The following is a 21,395-nucleotide window of genomic DNA, read 5'->3' as shown; positions in this document are numbered from 1 at the left end:
CATGACCAATCTCACCAATGACCTCATCGCCATTCCCAGCGTCCTCATGCGGGGTGGCACGTCCAAGGGACCCTTGTTCCACTTCAAGGACCTGCCCAGCGATCCGGCGGAACGCGACCGCGTCCTGCTGGCGGCCCTGGGCTCGCCCGACCGACGCCAGATCGATGGCGTCGGTGGCGGCGACACGCTGACCAGCAAGGTCTGCATCGTCGGGCCGTCCAGCCGCGAGGATGCCGATGTGGAATTCCTCTTCGCGCAGGTCTCGGTCGACCGGGCCGAGGTCGATACCGGCCCGACCTGCGGCAACATGACCGCCACTGTCGGCCCCTTCGCCCTGGAAGAGGGGCTGGTGCCGATCACCGGCGACGAAACCATCGTGCGTATCTACAACCTGAATGTGGGCGCGCGGGTGGATGCGGTGATCCAGACGCCGGGCGGCCGGGTCTGCTATTCCGGGGACGCCCGCATCGACGGCGTTCCCGGTACCGCCGCGCCGCAGGTCCTGCGCTTCCGCGACATCATGGGCAGCAAGTGCAAGAGCATGCTGCCCACCGGCCAAGCCCAGGAGGTCATCCAGGGCGTTCCGGTGACCTGCATCGACGTGGCCATGCCCATGGTCATCATGAGGGCGGCGGATCTGGGCAAGACCGGCTACGAGACGCCCCAGGAACTGGATGCCGATACCGCCTTGCTGGCGCGGATGGAACAGATCCGCCAGGAAGCCTCGCAGCGCATGGGCCTGGGCGATTGCACCGGCAAGGTGACGCCGAAGCTGGCGCTGATCGCGGCCCCCCGCGACGGCGGGTCCATCACCTCGCGCTATTTCGTCCCGCACAAGGCCCATGCCGCGCATGCCGTCACCGGCGCCATCTGCGTGGCGAGCTGCGCCGCCCTGAAGGGTTCGGTGGCCGAAGGCCTGACGGTGATGGAAGACAAGCCCATGCAATGGGTCAAGATCGAGCATCCCAGCGGCAGCATCGACGTCGAATTGGCCGTCGAGGGCAGCGGTGCCAATCTCGCTGTCGTGTCGGGTGGCGTCGTGCGCACGGCGCGCCGCCTGATGGCCGGTAATCTCTATATCCAGAAGTAACGATGGGATGGGAGGGAAAGACATGAATGTCCTGATTTTGCCCGGTGACGGGATCGGCCCCGAACTGGCGGCTTCGGCCCGGGCCACGCTCGAGGCGCTGAACAGCCGCTTCGCCCTGGGCCTGGTCCTGCGCGAGATGGATATCGGCTACGCTTCCCTGGAAAAGAGCGGCAGCACGATCCCCGACGATGTGGTCGAGGAAGCCGGGAAGACCGATCTGGTGGTCCTGGGGCCGGTGGATACCGCCAATTACCCGCCGCCGGCGGAAGGCGGCATCAATCCTTCGGCCCGTCTGCGCAAGGGGCTGGACCTCTTCGCCAATATCCGTCCCTCCCGTTCCTTTGCCGGTGTTCCCGCGCTGGCGCCCGGCATGGACCTGGTGATCGTGCGGGAAAACACCGAAGGCTTCTATGCCGACCGCACCATGTTCGCCGGTAATGGCGAATTCATGCCGACGCCCGATCTGGCCCTGGCGGTGCGCAAGGTGACGCGCGAGGGTTCGCGCCGCGTGGCCGATGCTGCCGCCGCCTTGGCGGCCAAGCGCCGCAAGCGCCTGACCATCGTCCACAAGGCCAATGTGCTGAAGCTCAGCGACGGCATGTTCCTGGAAGAGGCCCTGGCCGCCGCCGCCCGCTATCCCGGGCTGGAGGTGGACGAGATGCATGTGGATGCGGCGGCCTCCTGGCTGGTGCGCGCGCCCGAACGCTTCGACGTGATCGTCACCACCAACATGTTCGGCGACATCCTGTCCAACCAGGCCGCCGAATTGTCGGGCGGGCTGGGCATGGCGGCCTCGCTCAATGCCGGTTTCGACACGGCGGTGGCCCAGGCGGCCCATGGTTCCGCCCCGGATATCGCCGGTCAGGACCGGGCCAATCCCATCTCCCTCCTGCTTTCGACCGCCATGCTGCTGGAATGGCGCGGCGAGCGGGCCGGGCGGAACGATCTGGTGCAGGCGGGCAAGGCCCTGACGGAGGCCGTGGCCAAGTTGGTCGCGCAGGCCGAAACCCGCACCTACGACCTGGGCGGGACCTTGGGCACCAAGGCCTTCACGGCGGCCTTGTGCCAATTGCTGGCGGACGCGTAGCGGGCACCGGCTTCCCGATCCATCGCGGATGGGGAAGCCGGGCGTCGTGAAACGCTGATAGTGGCGGCAGGCCGGCTCTTCTACTCTTGTCCCTGTTCACTGACAGGGACATTGAAGGCCATGCCTGCCTCTTTCCGCCGCTCGTTCACCAATCTTCTGACACTCCTTGACGTGGCGCAGAAGATGGCTCTCCTCGGTACGGCCCCCCATGACCGTCTGCTGCATTGCTGGCGGATGGAATGGCGGCGCCGGGAAAGCTAGCTTGGTTCTGCGGCCGCGTGGCGACGGCCCATGCAGACCTTTGATATCGTCACCATCCGCCTCTTCCTGGCGATCGTTCGTGCCGGCAGCATCGGCGAAGCGGCCCGGCGCGAACATATCGCCACCTCGGCCGTCAGCCGGCGCATCAACGACCTGGAAGCCATGCTGGGGGTGCGCCTGCTGCGGCGCCTGCCGCGCGGAGTGGAACCGACGCCCGAGGGCAAGGCCTTTGCCGCCCATGGCGAGCGCCTGCTCGCCGAGATGCGGTCGCTGGCCGATGAATTGCGCGGCTATGCCGGGGGAGAAAGGGGCGAAGTCTGGTTCGCCGCCATCAATTCCGTCATCGCCGGCTGCCTGCCTGACCTTCTCGTCCGCTTCCGGGCCGAGAAGCCCCATCTGAAGGTCGCGGTCCAGGAATCCTATAGCCGCGAGGCGATCGAGGCCCTGCGCGAAGGGCGGATCGACTTGGCGGTGGTGGCCGACAGTACGCCGGTGGACGGCCTTGCCGTCCATCATTTCTGCGACGATCCCATCTGGCTGATCACCCCCGTCGGCCATCCCCTGACCGCCGGCCGTTCGCCGGAGGAGGCCATCTCCTTCGCCGAAGCCATCCAGCACGAGGTCATCTCGCTGCACGAGGGCGGGGCGCTCGACGACCTGATCATGGAGAAGGCGCGCGAGATGGGCTGCACGGTCAATCCCACCATCAAGGTCATCCGCTTCGGTTCCCTGCGGCGCATGGTCGAGGCGGGCCTGGGGATCGGCTTCCTGCGCCGCAGCAGCGTCGAGAGATATGCCGAGCAGATGCGGATCGTGGCCATGCCCCTGTCCGATGGCTGGGCGCAGCGGCGCCATATCCTCGTCCACCAGCGCAGCACGCATCTGCCTGCGGCGGTCCTCCAGTTCCGCGATTTCCTGCTGAAATCCGTGGCTTTCCAGGGCTCGGAGTCCGGTTGACGCATATTGCATCCCGATGTATACAATCTGCGTGCGGCTGACGGAGGCACGGCTCCGCCGGCCCTGGCGATTTACCAGCAAAGGAATGCAGTCTGATGGTTGACCTGGCCAAAACATACGACGTGCTGGTCGTCGGCGGAGGGAACGCGGCTCTTTGCGCAGCCATAACGGCGCGGGAAAAGGGAGCCAGCGTTCTCATTCTGGAACATGCCCCCAAGCCGTTTCGCGGCGGCAACAGCCGTCACACGCGCAACCTGCGCTGCATGCACACAGAACCGACGGAAGTACTGACCGAGGCCTATCTGGAAGAAGAGTACTGGGACGACCTGATGCGGGTGACCAACGGCGTCACCGACGAGCGTCTGGCCCGCATGGCGATTCGCGGCTCCAACGGCGTGGGCCGCTGGATGGAGGCGCGGGGCGTGCGTTTCCAGCCCTCGCTAGGCGGCACGCTGAACCTGTCGCGCACCAATGCTTTCTTCCTGGGGGGCGGCAAGGCCCTGGTGAACGCCTATTACGCCACGGCCGAGCGGCTGGGCGTTGAGGTCCTGTATGAAACCGAGGTGCTGGACCTGGAAATCGACAAGGGCGTCTTCCAATGGGCCACGGTTTCCTGCCAGGGCGGCGAGCCGGTCAAGGTGCGGGCGAAGACGGTCGTCGCCGCTTCGGGCGGTTTCCAGGCCAATCTGGAATGGCTGAAGGAATATTGGGGCGAGGCGGCGGACAATTTCATCATCCGCGGCACGCCCTACAACAAGGGCCGGATGCTGCGCAACCTGCTCGACAAGGGCGCCACGCCGGTCGGCGATCCGCGCCAATGCCATGCGGTGGCCATCGACGCGCGGGCGCCGCAATTCGACGGCGGCATCGTGACCCGCCTCGACTGCGTGCCCTTCAGCATCGTCGTCGACAAGAACGCCCAGCGTTTCTATGACGAGGGCGAGGATTTCTGGCCCAAGCGCTATGCCATCTGGGGCCGTCTCGTGGCCCAGCAGCCCGACCAGATCGCTTACGCCATCATCGATTCCAAGGCCGTGACGCTGTTCATGCCGTCGGTCTTCCCGGCGGTCCAGGCCGATAGCATCGGCGAATTGGCGGCCAAGTTGGGCCTCGACACCCAGGCCCTGGAAAACACCGTGGCGCAGTACAATGCGGCGGTGCGTCCGGGCAATTTCGACAATTCCATCCTCGACAATTGCGCGACGGAAGGCCTGACGCCGCCTAAGACCCATTGGGCGCGGCGCATCGACGAGGCGCCTTACTACGCCTATCCGCTGCGTCCGGGCATCACCTTCACCTATCTGGGGGTCAAGGTCGACGAGCAGGCGCGCGTCGTGATGGAAGGCGGCAAACCCGCCAAGAATATTTTCGCCACCGGAGAGATCATGGCCGGCAATGTGCTGGGCAAGGGTTATCTCGCCGGGCTTGGCATGACCATCGGTACGGTTTTCGGCCGGATCGCAGGCGAGGAGGCCGCGAAGAATGCGAACCACTGAGGCTTTGGTAGACGCCCGTTCCGCCATGGAAATCTGCAATGCCTGCCGCTATTGCGAAGGCTATTGCGCGGTTTTCCCGGCGATGGAATTGCGCCGCACCTTCTCGAACGGCGATCTCAGCTATCTGGCCAATCTCTGTCATAATTGCCGGGGCTGCTATTATTCCTGCCAATACGCGCCGCCCCACGAATTCCAGATCAACCTGCCCAAGACCTTCGCGGAGCTGCGCGCGGAAACCTACGAGGAATATGCCTGGCCGCGTCCGCTGGCCCGTCTGTTCCACCGCAACGGCCTGGTGGTCTCGCTGATCACCGCGATCGGCATCGCCCTGATCATGATCGGGACCATGCTGCTGCAATCCAACGACGTGCTGTTCGCCCGCCACCAGGGCGAGGGCGCCTTCTACGCCGTCATCCCCCATAACGTCATGGTGGCGCTGGGCGGGGCGACCTTCGGCTATGCCATCATCGCCCTGATCATGGGTTTCCTCAATTTCTGGCGCGATGCCGGCGGCAAGATGGCCGAGCTGAAGCCGCAATCCCTGCGTCAGGCCTTCGCGGACGCCCTGACCCTGCGCTATCTCGGCGGCAGCAAAGGCGAAGGCTGCGCCTATCCCGACGAGGCTTTTTCGAATGCCCGCCGGGTCTATCACCATTTCATGTTCTACGGCTTCATGCTGGCCTTCGCGGCGACCGCCGTGGCGACCATCTATGATTACGTTTTCGGCTGGGTCGCGCCCTACGGCTATTTCAGCCTGCCCGTCATCCTGGGCACGCTGGGCGGGATCGGCTTGCTGATCGGCCCGGCCGGGCTGCTCTGGCTGAAGGCGAAAAGCGACAAGACCCCGGCGCCCGCCTCGCTGATGGGCATGGACGTGGCCTTTTTGGTCCTGCTGTTCATGACCAGTTTGACCGGCCTCGTGTTGCTGGCCTTCCGCGAGACCGCTGCGATGGGCATCCTGCTGGCGATCCATCTCGGCTTCGTGCTCTCGCTCTTCGTGGTGCTGCCCTACAGCAAGTTCGTCCACGGCCTGTACCGCACCGGGGCCTTGCTCCGCCACGCCATGGAGCGCAAGCATTAAGGCGCCAGAGAGCATTGGCAAAGAGAAAGGGGGAAGGCTATCGGCCTTCCCCCTTTTGTTTTCAGGTCCTGTTGTGCCAGCACTCAGGAGCGGGAACCGCTCGCGGGCGAGGCGTGCAAAGCCTTGACGGCCCGCTCGGCGACGTGGCCGGGAATGCGCCGGCGCAGTTCCAGCACGTAGAACAGGATGAACATGTAGATGAACAATTCCTGCACTTCCGAAGAGCGGTGCAGGAATAGGAAGCTGAGGGGCGCATCGGGGCCGAACCAGCTTCCTGCGCGCGAGGGTAGGGCCGACCATTCGACCAGGACCGCCGTCGGAAGCAGGGCCAGGGAGGGGACGAACATCGCCAAGTCGTGTTGTGCCAGACGCGGAGAGAAGCGCATCCACAGCGGCAGGATGATGCCGCCGATAATGATGCCGATTTCCACCAGCGCGCGCGGCTTCTGGTCGAACCAGGAAGACATATTATGGAGATTGGTTTCGCCCTGGTCGTTGAGGGCCATCAGCGATTCCGGTGTGTCCCAGAAGAAGAACCACTGCCCCCAGCTGATTTCCTCGCCCGAGATATACAGGCTGCCCAGGGCCAGGAGAACGAACCACGTCTTCAGCAGCGGCCGGGCCTCGCTGCGCCGCAGGCGCGTCAGATAGGTGGCGCTGGCAAGGAAGAAGGCCGTGGTGATCACGAGCCATTGTGCCAGTTCAATTTCTCCATTCTCGTTGACCATCCTTTCCATGATCTCGGGCGGCAAGGTGCGGTTGAGCACGAGGATCAAAAAATAGGTGAGGATGGCGATCACCAGGAACAGCTGTCCCTGGGAGTCTCTCGTCGTCATGATGGTGTCCGGTAGTAAGGATATGTCTTCGAGTTTGCAGCGGGCGCTCATATTCGCGGCGCATGAAATATCACGCAACTGTAATATTCCCCTTTCCCTTGCTCTCTTCCCCCTGGCTCCCGCCGTGATAGCTGTTCGGCACGATGAGTGGTAATTAACTGTACCGTCCGGACCGTTTATAATATGGCCGCTATCTTCTGGGAAGGTGGGAAATTCGCTTGCCGGCCCTGTGCCTCAATTACGATTGCCTGCCTCTCCCGGACCTACTCCGGATGTTCAGGGCGTCTTGCCGCCTACGCCAAGCGGGCAGCGTTGTTCTGTGTCAGTACGTGATTAAGTAACTTTTCTGCCAGTACTGAACTTCTTGTTTATCCATGTCCGGTTGTGCTGCTTCCGGTGTGACTAAATTCGATGGCGCGAAATCCTGTAGCATGAAATATTTTCAAGGATATAGAAGTCCTGCGGCACGGGAATTGCCGGAGAAAGGTGCCGGATGGCGGCGGCAGCTGTTGCTGCGAGGCTACCACCATGTTCGAAATCGTCGTGCTGGATTGCCTGAAGGCCCTGGAGAAGGGCGAGGAATTGAAGAAATTCGGCGATGTGGCCCTGTTATTTCATCTTCCCGGCGCGCCCTATGCGTATCTCGCCTACGATTTCCTGCGGCGAAACCACCTGATCTGGCCGCTGCACGGGCAGGATGATCCGGTGGAGCGCTGGGTGCTCAGCAACAAGGGATATTATTATCTCTGCCGCATGTCGGCCTGGTATCAGGCCCTGCCGCTGTGGCACCGCGCCCTTGCGCGGCTGGGGCTGGCGGAGGATCGCGCTCTGGCTGTGCCGGAGGCGACGGTCTGGCAGGAATTGCATTGAGCCCGGCGGCTTCCCTTCCGTCCCCCTGCGGAGACGAAAGGGAAGCGGAGGCGCTTATTCGCCTGCGCTGCGGCCCTCGGTGGGGGCGAGGCGCAGGATCTCTCCGGAGCTGGAATCGGTGAGCAGATAGACCGCGCCGTCCGGGCCGACGCGCACGTCGCGGATGCGCTCGCCCAGGTCTTCCAACAGATGCTCTTCATGGGTTACGGCGGTGCCGTCCAGTTCCAGGCGCACCAGCATGCGGTGGGCCAGGGCGCCGACCAGCATGTTGCCTCGCCATTCCGGAATGGCGTCGCCGGTATAGAAGGCCATGCCCGACGGCGCGATGGACGGCGTCCAGTGATAGAGCGGGCTGGTGAATTCCGGTGGGAAGCTATCCCCCTCGAAGATGGTGGCGCCGGAATATTCGGTGCCGTAGGTGGCGATGGGCCAGCCGAAATTCTCGCCGGGGCGGGGAATGTTGATCTCGTCGCCGCCGCGCGGGCCGTGCTCGTGGATCCACACCTCGCCGGTTTCGGGATGCAGGGCCATGCCCTGGGGATTGCGGTGGCCGTAGGACCAGATCTCCGGCCGGGCGTCGTCGCGACCGACGAAGGGATTGTCCTGGGGGACGGAGCCGTCGTCGTGCAGGCGGACGACCTTGCCGAGATGGGTGTTCAGGTCCTGGGCCATGTCGCGATAGGCGCGGTCGGACCGTTCGCCCAGCGTGACCCAGAGATAGCCGTCATTGTCGAAAACCAGGCGCGAGCCGAAATGCGAGGTACCGCGCAGCTTGGGCTGCTGGCGGAAGATGACCTCGACATCGGTCAGGCGCGGCGTGCCCTCGTGTTCTAGCCGTCCGCGCGCCACGGCGGTGCCGTTTCCGCCTTCCCCGGCTTCGGCATAGCTGAGATAGACCCAGCCGTTTTCCGCGAAGTCGGGATGCAGGGCGACGTCGAGCAGGCCGCCCTGGCCCCGCGCGTCGACCTCGGGCACGCCCTCGATGGGTGCCGACAGGCTGCCGTCGGACGCAACGAGGCGCAGGCTGCCTTCGCGTTCCGTCACCAGCATGGTGCCGTCGGGCAGGAAGGTCAGGCCCCAGGGATGGTTGAGGCCGTCGGCGAAAGTCGAGACATGCAACGGTCCCCGCTCGCTGTCGATGACCTGATCGACGGCGCATGCCGGCGTGACGGCCACCACGACAAGGGGGGCGGCGATGGCAAGGCGAAGGGCGTTCCTGATCATGATCTCTGTTCCGCTGTAGACCTTGAATTCGTGGCGTCCCGGTTGGGCGTCGGGGACGCCGCGAACCAGGATGTCGAGACAGGAAAGGAAATTTTCAACGGAACCGTCCGGTTCGGGCGGGGGCGCCTTATGCTCTTGGGTATAGATCGATGTGCGAATATAGGTCTTTCGATGGGTGGCGGAGGCAGGGCAAAGAAGCCTACAAATTAAGCAGTGGCAAAGTCAGTGCATAAAATAGGCAGAGGAAACGATGCCCGCACTGAGACTAAGGGAGTGCTGCCCATGCCCGATCCTGGCCTGCTCGACATCTTGTGGATCGTGATTTCCGCCGCCCTGGTGCTGACCATGCAGGGCGGTTTTTTATGTCTCGAAGCAGGACTGACGCGGTCGAAGAACAGCATCAACGTGGCGATGAAGAACGCCGTGGACTTCGTGGTCTCGATGATGGCCTTCTGGGCCATCGGCTTTGCCATCATGTTCGGCGACAGCCTGTTCGGTCTCGTGGGCTCCTCGCGTTTCTTCCTTCAGGGGCAAGAGACGCCCTTCGCCCTGGTCTTCTTCCTGTTCCAGGCGATGTTTTGCAGCACCTGCGTGACCATCGTCTCGGGAGCAGTGGCCGAGCGCATGGGCTTCATCGCCTATGTGCTGGTGTCGGGCATTATCGCCGCGGTGATCTATCCCGTGGCTGGGCATTGGGCATGGAACGGACTGGACACCGGCACGTCCGGCGGCTGGCTGGGGGCGGCGGGCTTCGTCGATTGGGCGGGGTCCTCGGTGGTGCACAGCGTCGGCGGCTGGTTCGCCCTGGCGCTGCTGCTGGTGATCGGGCCGCGTGCCGAGCGTTTCGGCCCCGATGGTGAAGTACGCGACATCGCCGGTTCGAACCTACCTCTGACCGCCTTCGGCGTCCTGATCCTGTGGTTCGGCTGGCTCGGCTTCAACGGCGGCAGCACGCTGAAGCTGGACGACAGCATCGCCATGATCGTCACCAACACCTCGCTGGCCGCCGCCGCCGGGGGCACGACGGCGTTGCTGATCAGCTGGCGCATGTCCGGCCTGCCGCTGGTGCCGCCGATGCTGAACGGCATCCTGGCGGGACTGGTCGCCATCACCGCCTGCGCCCATGCCGTCACCCCGGCCTCCGCCGTGATGATCGGAGCCATCGGTGCCTGTCTTTGCCTGGCGCTGGACGCGCTGATGCTGCGGGCGCGCATCGACGATGCCGTGGGGGCGGTGCCGGTGCATCTGGGGGCGGGGATCTGGGGCATTCTCGCCGTCGCCCTGTTCGGCATTCCCGAGCGCCTCGATACCGGCCTGTCCATGTTCGGCCAGCTTCAGGTCCAGGTCCAGGGCATTCTGGCGACGGCGCTGATGGCGTTCGTGCTGCCTTATCTCGGGCTGCGCGTGCTGGCGCGCTTCATGCCGCTGCGTGTCACGGCGGAAGAGGAAGTGGTGGGGCTGAACGTGGCCGAGCATGGCGCGCGCACGGAAATGCATGATTTCTACGAGGTGATGAACAAGCAGGCGCGCACCGGCGACCTGTCATTGCGCGTGCCCGAGGATCCCTTCACCGAGGTCGGGCAGATCGGCGGGCGCTACAATTACGTGATGGACCGTCTGGAAGACGCGATGACGCGCATCCAGGCCATCATCGCCACGGCCCATGACGCGATCCTGATCTTCGATAGGGTGGACCGCCGGGTGCTGTTCCACAATCCGGTGGCCGAGAGCATGTTCGGCTATCCTGGGCGGAGTTTGCTGGACATGACGATGGCCGATCTGGTGCCGTCGATGCTGGTGGCGATGGATCTCGGCGACCGGCACCGCGAGGTGCAGGGCCGCCGCGCCGACGGCTCCATCTTTCCACTGGAGGCCCTGCTGACCCTGGCCCGGTCGTCCAATTCCGAATTCATCATCGGGACCTTCCGCGACATCACCGAACGCAAGCGGACTGAGAACGAGATCCGCGCCAGCGAGGAACGCTTCCGCGCCGTCTACGAGAATGCCGCCCTCGGCATGGTGGTGCTGCATCCCTCGGGCAGGATCGCCGATGCCAATCCCGCTTTCCTGCGCATGATCGAGCAGGAGAACGGGGCGGCGCACCTGCCGCCCTTGGCCGAGATAGTCCATGCCGAGGATTTGCCGGGATTGACGGAGGACGTCAGCGCCGTCATGCATGGCAAGGAGACGGAGAAGCTGCGCGAGCTGCGCTGCCTGTGCCGTTCGGGCATGATGATCTGGGCGCGCGTCGCCATCTCGCGCATTTCCATGGCCCGCTTCTCGGAGGCCATGGTCCTGCTGCTGGTCGAGGACATCACCTCCGCCCGGCGCGCCGCCGATGCCGTGCGCCTGTCGGCCTCGGTCTTCGAATCCACCAACGAGCCGATCCTGATCTTCGACGCCCATGGCGCCATCGAACAGGCGAATTCCGCCTTCTGCCGCATCACCGGCTATATCCCTCGCGAGATCCGGGGGCTGGACCTGCAGCAGATTTCCTCGGGCCGTCACGATCCCGGATTCCATGACGGCATCCGCCGCAGCGTCACCGAACAGGGACAGTGGACCGGCGAGATCATGATCCGCCGCAAGAATGCCGAACTGGTGCCGATGGGGCTGTCCCTGTCCCTGGTGCGGGATACCGACGGCACGGTGCGGCACCAGATCGGCATCCTGACCGACCTGTCCGAGCGCAAGAAGCGCGAGGAGGCGGATTGGCGCAAGGCCAATTTCGACGAGGTCACCGGCCTGCCCAACCGCCGCTTGTTCAAGGACCGCCTGCACCAGGCGCTGGAAATGGCCGGACGGACCGGCGAGGGCGGGGCGCTGCTGTTCCTCGATCTCGACCGCTTCAAACTGGTCAACGATACGCTGGGGCATCATGCCGGGGATGAATTGCTGCGCGTGGTGGCACGGCGCCTGAGCGCCTGCGTGCGGGCCTCGGACACCGTGGCCCGGCTGGGCGGGGATGAATTCACCATCATCCTCCACCGCGTCAGCCGTCTCGAGGACCTGAACACCATCTGTCAGAACATCATCCATTCCGTGGCGCAGACGGTGCCGGTGCCGGGCGGCGACGCCCATGTCTCGGTCAGTATCGGCATCGCCCTATTCCCCGCCGATGGCAGCGATGCCGAGACCATCACCCGTCATGCCGATGCGGCGCTCTATCTGGCCAAGGACGAGGGGCGCAACAACTGGCAGTTCTTTACCGCCGACCTCAATGCCCGGGTGGCGCGTCGGGCCGAGTTCGAGAAGGATCTGCGCCGGGCCATGGCCGAGAAGGAATTGTTCATGGCCTATCAGCCGCAGATCGACATCGCCACCGGGGACATCGTCGGAGTCGAGGCGCTGGTGCGCTGGCGCGACCCGTCGGGCCGCCTGATCCAGCCCGACGAATTCATCCCCCTGGCCGAGGAGATGAATCTGATCGTGCCGCTGGGCGAATACATCATGCGCGCGGTGGCCGGCGACATCCGCCAGTGGGATGCCCTGGGCCTGGGGCGGCTGCGCGTGGCGGTGAACGTTTCGCCCAAGCAGGTACATCACCGCATCCCGCTGCCCCATATCCTGCGCGACATCATGACCGAGGCCGGGGTGGCGCTGGAGCGTATTTCCGTCGAACTGACCGAAAGCAGCATCATGGCCGACGAAGCCCATAGCTATGCCCTGCTGTCGGAACTCAACGACATGGGGACCGAGGTGGCGCTGGACGATTTCGGCAAGGGCTACTCCTCGCTCTCGCGCCTCAAGCGTCTGCCTATCAATCGCTTGAAGCTGGACAAGGAATTCATCGCCGACATTCCCGGCGACGCCGGCGACTGCGCCATGGTCAAGGCCATGATCAACATGGCCTCCGGGTTGGGGATCGAGGTGGTGGCCGAAGGCGTGGAGACCGAGGCGCAATTGGGATTCCTGCGCGATCTGGGCTGCCAGAAGGCACAGGGCTACCTGTTCAGCAAGCCGCTGCCGGCCCGCGATTATGTCGACCTGCATTTGTCCTGGCGGGAGAGGTCGGCATTGCAGGAGGCGTGACGGCCTTGCCTATCCGTTCCGCAGTTTCAGGGCCAGGATGGTTCCGGCCAGGACGAGGGTGATGCCGTTGGCGGCGATCAGCGGCCAGGCATTCAGCATGAGGCCGTAGACCAGCCACAGGGCGACCCCCAGGCAGAAGGTGACGAACATCGTCAGGGAGATGTCCCGCGTCTGCCGGGTGCGCCAAGCCTTGATCACTTGCGGCAGGAAGGCGAGAGTGGTCAGGATACCGGCGAGGGCGCCAATGGATTCCGCAAGCATTCTGGGCTCAATCTGCGCGTTGAACGCCCGGCCGGTTTGGCCGGACGCCCAGATATAGGCGAGACGCGGAAAAGGCGATGTGATGTTTCTGTTAATCTTGCATAGCTATGCAAGACGGGTGACGCGGCGCAGTTCGGCGGCCAGGCCGGGCGGACAGGCGAGGATGGGATTGCCCCGGCGCAGGCCGTCCCCGGCCAGGAAATCATTGGTCCAGCCCCCGGCCTCGCGCACCAGCAGGATGCCCGCCAGCACGTCCCAGGCATTGATGTGCAATTCGCAATAGCCGTCGCTGCGACCGTCGGCCACTTCGGCCATGCCCAGGGCGCCCGACCCGCAGCGCCGGACGGAGGCGCCGGATTCCCACAGGCCGCCGACCAGGGACATGTATTCGCTGTTGGGGCGGCGGTTGGAATGGCCGGCCTCGATGGCGGCCTGCGTCATGTCGCTGCACGCGCTGACCCGGATGGGCTGGCCGTTGCGCGTGGCGCCGCCATTGCGGCGGGCGGCATAGAGCAGGTCGGTCATGGGGGCGTAGATCACCCCGATCTCGATCTCGCCCTTGTGGACATAGGCGATGGAAATGCAGAAATGCGGCAGGCCCCGGACGAAATTGGCGGTGCCGTCGATGGGATCGACGACCCACAGGCTGTCGCTGATCTCGCCGCCGGTTTCCTCCCCCAGCAGCGAGTCTTCGGGAAAGGCGTCCATCAGGCGCGCCGCCAGGAAATCCTCGACCGCGCGGTCGGCGATGGAGACGTAATCCTGCGGCCCCTTGGCCTTGACCTCCAGGTCGGGGGCTTCGAACCAGTGGCGGGCCAGGGCACCGGCTTCGCGGGCAAGCGTGCAGGCCTGGACGAAACGCTGGTCGAGGGCGGTGGTCATGTGCGGCATCCTGAATTCTTCGGGAAAAGGCGGGGCGAGGGTGTCGTTTCCCCGCGCGGATACAAGTGACACTTCCATGTCAGTCCCACCCTGTTGTTGCGGCGGCGGGGACAGTGGCTATTCTTCGCACGGAGCGATGGAACGGGGCGAGTGGAATGGTCGAGCGCAAGGTGACATCGGTGGATGTGGCGCGGCGGGCCGGGGTTTCCCAGTCCGCCGTCTCGCGCACCTTCACCCCCGGGGCGAGCGTTTCGGTCGCGACGCGGGAGAAGGTGCTGGCGGCGGCCCAGGCCCTGGGCTATCGCCCCAACATGCTGGCCCGCGGCCTGATCACGCGGACCACCGGCCTGGTCGGCGTCGTCGTCGGCGACCTGGGCAACCCCTACCACCCGATCCTGTTCGAAAGCCTGGCGAGCCGCCTGCAGGATCGCGGCAAGCGGCCGCTCCTGGTCCATGTGCCGCCGCAAGGGACGGCCGATGCGGCGGTCTTCGAGGTGCTGCAATACCAGATCGACGGCATCATCCTGGTGGCGGGCAGCTTTGCCGAGGCCACGGCGCGGGAATGTCTCGCCATCGGCACGCCGGTCGTCCTGGTCGGGCGCGGCATCGGCGACGAAGGGGCCGAGAAACTGGTCGATACCGTGAGCAGCGACAATGCCGGGGGTGCCCGTCTCGCCGTCGAAGCCCTGGTGGCGGCGGGGCATCGGCGCATCGCCTTCATCGCCGGGCGGCGGGACACCCACAGCAACAGCGAGCGTCACTCGGCCTTCCTCCAGGCCTTGGCGCGGCACGGCCTGGAGCCGGCGGGCGAGGAGGAGGGAAGCTACAGCTATGAGGGGGGGCGTGCCGCCGCCCAGCGCCTGCTGGCGCGTTCGCCGCTTCCCGAGGCCCTGTTCTGCGCCAACGACCTGATGGCGCTCGGCGCGCTGGATGCCCTGCGGGCGGCGGGGCTGGACGTACCCGGCGAGATCTCGGTGGTCGGCTTCGACGATATCCCGATGGCGGCCTGGCCCGCTTACGAACTGACCACCCTGCGCCAGGACGTGGACGGCATCGTCACCCATGCCGTGGACCTGCTGGAGGCCCGCCTGTCCGACCATGGCAGGACGGCCGAACAGGTGATCCTGGACGTGACCCTGGTGAAGCGGAACTCGGCCCGGCTTTAACAGTCACGAATAAACCAGTCACGAAAACTTCACCCAAACCTTCTGCCCGTTTCTGCTATCTCCAAGCCACCGATCTGCTTCGTACGCAGAGCGGAAGCGCCTTGGGCGCTTTTTTCGGCAGATTTTTGCATACGTATGCGGCCTCGGCAACGAGGGGCAACGACAACGGCAGCAGGGTATGAAGGCTTTTCTCGATATCCATGGTCTTTGCGTCGATTACGGCGCCAACCGCGTCCTGCACGGCATCGACCTGACGGTGGAGCAGGGTGAATTCATTGCCCTGCTGGGATCGTCGGGTTGCGGCAAGACGACGCTTCTGCGCGCCGTCGCCGGTTTCCAGCCGGTGGCGCTGGGCAGCATCCGGGTCAAGGAGCGGGACGTCACCCGCCTGCCGCCCGAGAAGCGCGACATGGCCATGGTTTTCCAGTCCTACGCTTTGTGGCCGCATATGACTGTGGGTCAGAATATCGGCTATGGCCTGAAGCTGCGCGGCAAGTCCGCCGCCGAGCGCCGCCAGCGCATCACCGAGATCCTGTCCATGCTGAATCTCGGCGGACTCGAGGATCGCCCGGTGACGCAGCTTTCCGGCGGCCAGCGCCAGCGCGTGGCCCTGGGGCGGGCCTTGGCCGTCGATCCGTCCACGCTGCTGCTGGACGAACCCCTGTCCAACCTGGACGCCCGCATCCGCCTTCAGGTCCGCCACGAGATCAAGGCTTTGCAGCGGCGTCTCGGCATCACCACGCTGCTGGTCACCCATGACCGCGAGGAGGCCATGGTCATGGCCGACCGCATCGTCATCCTGGATCAGGGGCGGGTGGCCCAGATGGGCACGCCGGAAGACATCTACGACCGTCCCGGTTCGCCTTTCGTGGCGGCCTTCATGGGGGCGGAGAATGTGCTGCATCTGCGCACCGAGGCCGAGGACGGCCGTCCGGTCATCGCCGCAGGGCCGTTCAGCGAACAGGCCCCGCTGCCGCCCGGGGCCGATCTGCCCAAGGGGCCGGTGGTGGCGCATTTCAGGAATGGTTCGGTGCGGCTGCACCGTCCCGACGAGGCCGCTCCCGCGCAGAGCCTGATGCTGCGCGGGCGGATCACCCAGACATCCTATCCCGGCGGGCATTACCGCTACGCCGTTGCCGTGGGCGACCGTGAAATCATGGTCGATGACGAGGCCCGGTTGGAGGCCGGTCTCGACGTGCGCTTAAGCATCCCGGTCCAGGCGCTTCACCTTTACCCGGAAAAGCGAGAAAGAGGAGAGCATTGCAATGCGTAATTTGAAGGCTGCCTTTGCCGCCCTCGCCATGGCTGCGGCGGTGCCGGGCTTGGCCCAGGCCCAAACCGTCTTGAACGTGGCCACCGCGGGCGACCAGAACATGGTCGATTACATCCGCGACTATCTCGGCCCGAAATTCGAAGCGGCGCATCCCGGCGTGACGGTGCGCGCCAACGGCACCGGACCGGGCGATGCCGGGTCGCAGAAGATCTACGAGAAGCTGCAGGCCCAGGCCGCCGCCGGCCGCGACAACTGGGACGTGGACGTGGCCGTGGTCCATCAGAAGATGGCCGGCCAGATGGCGGAAGAAGGGCTGCTGGGCAAGTTCAGCGACGACATCGCTACCGGCAAGCTGGCGACCCGCGACACCGCGCGCAACGCCCTGGGCGCCGATGTCACCGGCTATGTCCTGCCCATGTTCCACAGCCAGACGGCCATCGCCTACAATCCGGCCCTGGTCCCGAACCCGCCCAAGAGCTATGCGGAGCTGGCCGACTGGGCCAAGAGCAACCCCCGCCAGTTCGGCTATAACGGCATCAAGGGCGGCATGTCCGGCGTCGCCTTCGTCCATGGCTGGATGTACGCCAATACCTCGGACATGGATGCCATGCTGGCCGGTCCCTACGATGCCTCGGCCAAGGACAAGTGGGGCGATGCCCTGTCCAAGCTGAAGGAATTCAACACCCACGTCACCCTGACGCCGGGCAATGCCGGTACGCTCGACATGCTCAATCGCGGCGAGATCGCCATGGGCCCGGTCTGGGTGGACATGTTCTACAGCTGGATGGCCGAAGGCAAGCTGCCGCCGAACCTGAAGCTGACCATCCTGGAGCCCGGCATGCCCGGCCAGCCGATGTATTACGCCGTGCCGGCCAAGGCCGCCAATGCCGACCTCGCCAAGAAGTTCATCGAAATGGCGACCAGCCCCGAAGTCCAGGCCGAAGGCATCGTCAAGCGCTTCAACTGGTATCCGGGCATCGATGCCCAGCATGTCCAGGCGCATCTCGACGCGGAAACCTGGAACAAGCTGTTCACCGACATCAAGCCCGAAGACCTGGCCAGCAAGGGCAAGGCCTTCCCGATCTCGTCCTTCTTCAACGACATCAACGAAGCTTATGAACGTCACGTCGCCAACTGACGCCGTTCACGGGCAGGGCGGGAGCGCAAGCTCCCGCCTGACCGGTTCGCGCCGGGGCTTTTCCGTCCGAAGCCTGCTGCCCCTGGCCCTGGTGGCGCCGGCTTTGGCGATGGTGCTGCTGCTGTTCATCTACCCGCTGGGCTATTCCCTCATTTCGGCCTTCACCCTGCCGGAAGGCGGCCTGGGGCTGGGAAATTTCGCCAAGGCGCTGGAGCTTTATAGCAGGGACATGGTCTTCACCCTGGTGATCGTTTCGGTCTCCACGGTCCTGATCGGTTTGGTGGCGATCCTGATCGGCGGCTATCTGCTGCTCGGCGAGCAGCGCTGGGCCGTGCGAATTCTTTCGGTTCTCTATCGCTGGCCGCTGTTCATTCCCTTCATCGTGGCGGCCCAGTGCATGCGCACCTTCCTGGCCAAGAACGGGCTGATGAACAATACCCTGACCGAGTTGGGGCTGATCGAGGCCATCAACACCACCAGCTTCCTGGATTGGCGGGGCATCATCATCACCTTCGTCTGGAAGCAGGCGCCTTTCGTGACATTGCTGGTGGCCGGCGCCATGGCCGCCCTGGATCGCGCCACCGTCGAGGCCGCGCGCGGATTGGGCGCGGGACGTCTGCGGGTGCTGGTGCAGATCGTCGTGCCCCAGGTCATGCCGACGCTGGTGGTCGGGCTGATCCTGTCCTTCGTGACCATGATGTCGGTCCTGTCCGTGCCCATGATGATTTCGGGCGGACATCCCACCATGATGACGGTGGACATGGCTTTCCGCATCAATGCCTATGGCGATTACGGCACGGCCAATGCCCTCGGTTTCTTCTCCTATCTGATGACCGGCGCGGTGGCCTGGATCTATCTGCGGCGCGGCATCGACAAGGAGGGTGCGAAATGACCCCTCTCGCGCTTGCCCTGCGCCGCGTGCCCCATGCCGTCATCCTGGCGGTCCTGGCCTTCGCCATCCTGGGGCCGATCAGCAATCTGCTGCTCTGGGCCTTCGCCGAGCAATGGTATTTCCCGTACAAGCTGCCGGTGACCTGGGGCACCCGTTATTGGGAAGTGGTGTTCCGTCCCTCGGGCGACGCCATGGCCTCGCTCGGCACCTCGGTCGCCATCGCCTGTTTCACCGTGCTGGTCTGCCTGGCGGTGTCGGTGCCCGCGGGCTATGCCCTGGCGCGGCTGAAGCTGCCCCTGCGCGCGCTGATCATGCTGGCCTTCCTGCTGCCCCAGGCCTTTCCCAATCTGCCCGTCTATATCAACGTGGCGCGCATCTTCTACAGCTTCGACCTCAACGGCACGATCCTCGGCGTGGTGCTGGTCCATGCGGTCCATGGCCTGGTCTATTCGGTATGGATCACCACGGCTTCCTTCGCCGCTATCGACCGCTCGCTGGAAGAGGCCGCGCGCGGCATGGGGGCGGGACCCTTGCGCGCCTTCCTGACGGTGACGCTGCCCTTGGCCCTGCCGGGCATCATGGCGAGCGCCATCTTCGTCTTCCTGGAATCCCTGGACGAATTCACCGGCACCTTCTTCGTCGGCGCGCCCGAGGTCACCACCCTGCCGCTTCTTCTCTATACCGCCAGCATGGCCGGCAATTACCAGATCGCCTCGATTACCGCGCTGATCCTGCTGGTGCCGTCGGTCCTGTTCATGCTGGTGGTGCAGCGCTTCCTGCGTGCCGATGTCCTGTCCAAGGTCGGCCGCTGATCGGGAGAAAGTCTCATGACCGTTCTTTTGTGCTGGAACATCCAATGCTGCCGGGGCGTGGACGGCAAGACCGATCCCGCCCGCATCGCGCAGGTGCTGCGCGGGATGGGAGAGGCGGACGTCATCTGCCTGCAAGAGGTGGCGCGCTTCGATCCCGAGATCGATGACGGCAGGGATCAGGCCGGCGCCCTGGCCGAGGCCTTCCCCGGCTACGAGCCCGTCTTCGGCGCGGCCATCGACCGCAGCGGCGGGAGCGGCGGGCGGCGCAAGGCCTTCGGCAACATGATCCTGTCGCGCCTGCCGGTCCTGCAGGTCTTTCATCATCCGCTGCCCCAGCCGCCCGAGCCGGGCATCCGCCACATGCCGCGCCAGGCGGTCGAGGTGGTGGTCGAAGGCGGCGCTGGGCCCTTGCGGGTGATCACCACCCATCTGGAATTCCATTCCCTCGCCCAGCGCCTTGCCCAGGTAGAGCGGCTGCGTTTCCTGCATCAGGAGGCGGGGGCCAACCAACGCGCGCCGGGTGCCGATGTGGGCGGCACCTATGCCCTGTGGCCGCGCCCGGCGGAACTGGTGGTTTGCGGCGACTTCAACGCCTTGCCCGACAGCCCAGACCATGCCGCCATGACCGCGCCCTTCGCCGATGGCACCCCTGGTCTTCTGGATGCTTGGCGGCTTGCCTTCCCGGGCCGCGAACATGCCCCGACGGCCGGTATCTTCGATGCCGATCAATGGCCGCAGGGGCCCCATTGCCGGGATTTCTTCTTCCTGTCCGAGCCCCTTGCCGGGCGGGTCGAGAAGGTCTGGGTGAATGAGGAAACGGATGCTTCGGACCACCAGCCGCTTCGCCTCGACCTGCGGGGCTGATTCACCAAACTTTCATCTGGCTGTCCCGAAAGCGCAACACTGCTTGGGCATCATGCGGCCGCAATCTTTCAGCATCGGAGTGACAGCATGACCGTGCGGCTGCGCGGCATCCAGGTGGAGTCGTTGAGCAAGTCCTGGGGCAATACCCAGGCCGTCAAGGACGTTACGTTTTCCGTCGAGTCCGGACAGTTCCTGGTGCTCCTGGGGCCGTCCGGCTGCGGTAAGTCCACCACCTTGCGGATGATCGCGGGCCTGGAGCCGGTCAGCGGCGGCAGCATCCATATCGGCGGCAACGACGTCACCCATGCTCCCCCGGCCCGGCGCGGCCTGTCCATGGTCTTCCAGTCCTATGCGCTGTTTCCCCATCTCAACGTGGCGGAGAACATCCTCTTCGGCCTGAAGGTGCGCAAGGTCGGGCGGGCCGAACGTGACGAGCGGCTGAAGCGCGTCGCCGACATGACCGGCCTGTCCGAACTGCTGGCGCGCAAGCCGGCGCAGCTTTCCGGCGGCCAGCGCCAGCGCGTGGCCCTGGCCCGCGCCATCATCGCCGAACATCCCGTCTGCCTGATGGACGAGCCGCTGTCCAACCTGGACGCCAAGCTACGCCATGAGATGCGGGTCGAGATCCGGGCCTTGCAACAGCGCCTGGGCATGACCGTGATCTACGTCACCCATGACCAGGTCGAGGCCATGAGCATGGCCGACAAGGTCGTGCTGATGCGCCATGGCCGGATCGAGCAGCAGGGCTCGCCCGAGGAGATGTATGCGCGGCCCGACACGGTCTTCACGGCCACCTTTCTGGGTACGCCGCCCATGAACCTGATCGAGCTGGCCGATGGCGCCGGCGGGGCGGTGATCAAGGGCATGACGGATGCGTCCGTCGTTGCCGCCGGGCAGGGGGACGGACGCCTTCTGGGCGTGCGGCCCGAGCATGTGGTTCTGCTGGACGAGGGCGGCCTGACGGCGCGGGCGGAAAGCGCCGACTATCACGGCGCCGATACGGTGGTGACCGCCCTGCTGGGCAGCCAGCGCATCAACCTGCGCGTTCCCGGCCGCTTCGCGCTGGAGCAGGGGGCGGAGCTGCGGCTGGGCTGGCGGGCCGAGGATGTGCATTTCTTCGACTTTGAAAGTGGCAGGCGCTGCGAGCAAGACGCCCTGCCGCGCGTGGCGTGA

19 protein-coding genes are annotated in these 21,395 nt (G+C 65.1%); 15 read left to right on the top strand and 4 right to left on the bottom strand.

Annotation, left to right across the window (positions count from 1 at the left end):
- The first annotated feature begins 1 nt into the window (after position 1).
- The 6 genes from EPD66_RS05900 (at position 2) to tcuB (ending at position 5,972) form a co-directional block, all read left to right on the top strand.
- The gene (locus EPD66_RS05900; RefSeq protein ID WP_142847556.1) at positions 2-1,090 is read left to right on the top strand and encodes a 4-oxalomesaconate tautomerase; all 1,089 of its coding nucleotides are present in this window, start codon (positions 2-4) and stop codon (positions 1,088-1,090) included.
- A 22-nt stretch (positions 1,091-1,112) separates the two neighbouring features.
- The gene (locus EPD66_RS05895) at positions 1,113-2,177 is read left to right on the top strand and encodes an isocitrate/isopropylmalate dehydrogenase family protein (RefSeq protein ID WP_142847555.1); all 1,065 of its coding nucleotides are present in this window, start codon (positions 1,113-1,115) and stop codon (positions 2,175-2,177) included.
- 120 nt (positions 2,178-2,297) lie between these two features.
- Positions 2,298-2,438, top strand: coding sequence for a hypothetical protein (locus EPD66_RS23995; RefSeq protein WP_185961273.1), 141 nt, complete (start codon positions 2,298-2,300; stop codon positions 2,436-2,438).
- 30 nt (positions 2,439-2,468) lie between these two features.
- Positions 2,469-3,395, top strand: a complete 927-nt coding sequence (locus tag EPD66_RS05890; RefSeq protein ID WP_142847554.1) for a LysR family transcriptional regulator — start codon at positions 2,469-2,471, stop codon at positions 3,393-3,395.
- A 95-nt stretch (positions 3,396-3,490) separates the two neighbouring features.
- A complete protein-coding gene (gene tcuA, locus EPD66_RS05885) occupies positions 3,491-4,891 on the top strand; it encodes an FAD-dependent tricarballylate dehydrogenase TcuA (RefSeq protein WP_142847553.1) in 1,401 nt (466 codons plus the stop codon).
- A complete protein-coding gene (gene tcuB / locus EPD66_RS05880) occupies positions 4,878-5,972 on the top strand; it encodes a tricarballylate utilization 4Fe-4S protein TcuB (protein WP_142847552.1) in 1,095 nt (364 codons plus the stop codon). Before tcuA ends, tcuB begins: the two co-directional genes overlap by 14 nt.
- A gap of 83 nt (positions 5,973-6,055) precedes the next feature.
- Here the strand turns inward: tcuB and EPD66_RS05875 are convergent, their stop codons facing one another.
- On the bottom strand, positions 6,056-6,808 hold the full coding sequence (locus EPD66_RS05875) for a hypothetical protein (protein ID WP_142847551.1): 753 nt from the start codon (positions 6,806-6,808) through the stop codon (positions 6,056-6,058).
- A gap of 528 nt (positions 6,809-7,336) precedes the next feature.
- On the opposite strand from EPD66_RS05875, the gene EPD66_RS05870 reads away from it, so the two are divergent.
- Positions 7,337-7,678 carry a hypothetical protein gene (locus EPD66_RS05870; RefSeq protein ID WP_142847550.1) on the top strand — a complete coding sequence of 114 codons (342 nt, stop codon included), beginning with the start codon at positions 7,337-7,339 and terminating at the stop codon, positions 7,676-7,678.
- Between the two features lie 54 nt (positions 7,679-7,732).
- On the opposite strand, the gene EPD66_RS05865 is transcribed toward EPD66_RS05870, so the two are convergent.
- The gene (locus EPD66_RS05865) at positions 7,733-8,902 is read right to left on the bottom strand and encodes a PQQ-dependent sugar dehydrogenase (protein WP_142847549.1); all 1,170 of its coding nucleotides are present in this window, start codon (positions 8,900-8,902) and stop codon (positions 7,733-7,735) included.
- 282 nt (positions 8,903-9,184) lie between these two features.
- On the opposite strand from EPD66_RS05865, the gene amt reads away from it, so the two are divergent.
- Positions 9,185-12,934 (top strand): ammonium transporter, encoded by a 3,750-nt coding sequence (amt, locus tag EPD66_RS05860; RefSeq protein WP_142847548.1) that lies wholly within the window; start codon positions 9,185-9,187, stop codon positions 12,932-12,934.
- A gap of 9 nt (positions 12,935-12,943) precedes the next feature.
- Here amt and EPD66_RS05855 read toward each other — a convergent pair whose 3' ends face one another.
- Entirely contained in the window at positions 12,944-13,195 is a 252-nt protein-coding gene (locus tag EPD66_RS05855; protein ID WP_142847547.1) for a SemiSWEET transporter, read from the bottom strand.
- Between the two features lie 105 nt (positions 13,196-13,300).
- Complete coding sequence (locus EPD66_RS05850) at positions 13,301-14,077, bottom strand: inositol monophosphatase family protein (RefSeq protein ID WP_142847546.1); 777 nt, start codon at positions 14,075-14,077, stop codon at positions 13,301-13,303.
- 155 nt (positions 14,078-14,232) lie between these two features.
- Between EPD66_RS05850 and EPD66_RS05845 the strand changes: the two genes are divergently transcribed.
- The 7 genes from EPD66_RS05845 to EPD66_RS05815 all read left to right on the top strand — a co-directional run bounded on the left by EPD66_RS05845 (position 14,233) and on the right by EPD66_RS05815 (position 21,395).
- Complete coding sequence (locus EPD66_RS05845) at positions 14,233-15,243, top strand: LacI family DNA-binding transcriptional regulator (protein WP_142847545.1); 1,011 nt, start codon at positions 14,233-14,235, stop codon at positions 15,241-15,243.
- Between the two features lie 178 nt (positions 15,244-15,421).
- Entirely contained in the window at positions 15,422-16,516 is a 1,095-nt protein-coding gene (locus EPD66_RS05840; RefSeq protein WP_142847544.1) for an ABC transporter ATP-binding protein, read from the top strand.
- On the top strand, positions 16,509-17,654 hold the full coding sequence (locus EPD66_RS05835) for an extracellular solute-binding protein (RefSeq protein ID WP_142847543.1): 1,146 nt from the start codon (positions 16,509-16,511) through the stop codon (positions 17,652-17,654). Before EPD66_RS05840 ends, EPD66_RS05835 begins: the two co-directional genes overlap by 8 nt.
- Positions 17,632-18,546, top strand: a complete 915-nt coding sequence (locus EPD66_RS05830; RefSeq protein WP_185961272.1) for an ABC transporter permease — start codon at positions 17,632-17,634, stop codon at positions 18,544-18,546. The genes EPD66_RS05835 and EPD66_RS05830 overlap by 23 nt, the downstream gene beginning before the upstream one ends.
- A complete protein-coding gene (locus EPD66_RS05825; protein ID WP_142847542.1) occupies positions 18,543-19,358 on the top strand; it encodes an ABC transporter permease in 816 nt (271 codons plus the stop codon). Before EPD66_RS05830 ends, EPD66_RS05825 begins: the two co-directional genes overlap by 4 nt.
- Before the next feature lie 15 nt (positions 19,359-19,373).
- Positions 19,374-20,222: an endonuclease/exonuclease/phosphatase family protein gene (locus EPD66_RS05820; protein WP_142847541.1), complete on the top strand. Its 849-nt coding sequence runs from the start codon at positions 19,374-19,376 to the stop codon at positions 20,220-20,222.
- 87 nt (positions 20,223-20,309) lie between these two features.
- A complete protein-coding gene (locus EPD66_RS05815; RefSeq protein WP_221930886.1) occupies positions 20,310-21,395 on the top strand; it encodes an ABC transporter ATP-binding protein in 1,086 nt (361 codons plus the stop codon).

It is taken from the genome of Telmatospirillum sp. J64-1 (assembly GCF_006980715.1).
GTDB lineage: Bacteria > Pseudomonadota > Alphaproteobacteria > Rhodospirillales > Magnetospirillaceae > Oleiliquidispirillum > Oleiliquidispirillum nitrogeniifigens.
Note: the sequence above shows the minus strand (reverse complement) of the source record. Positions and strands in the feature narration are given on the sequence as shown.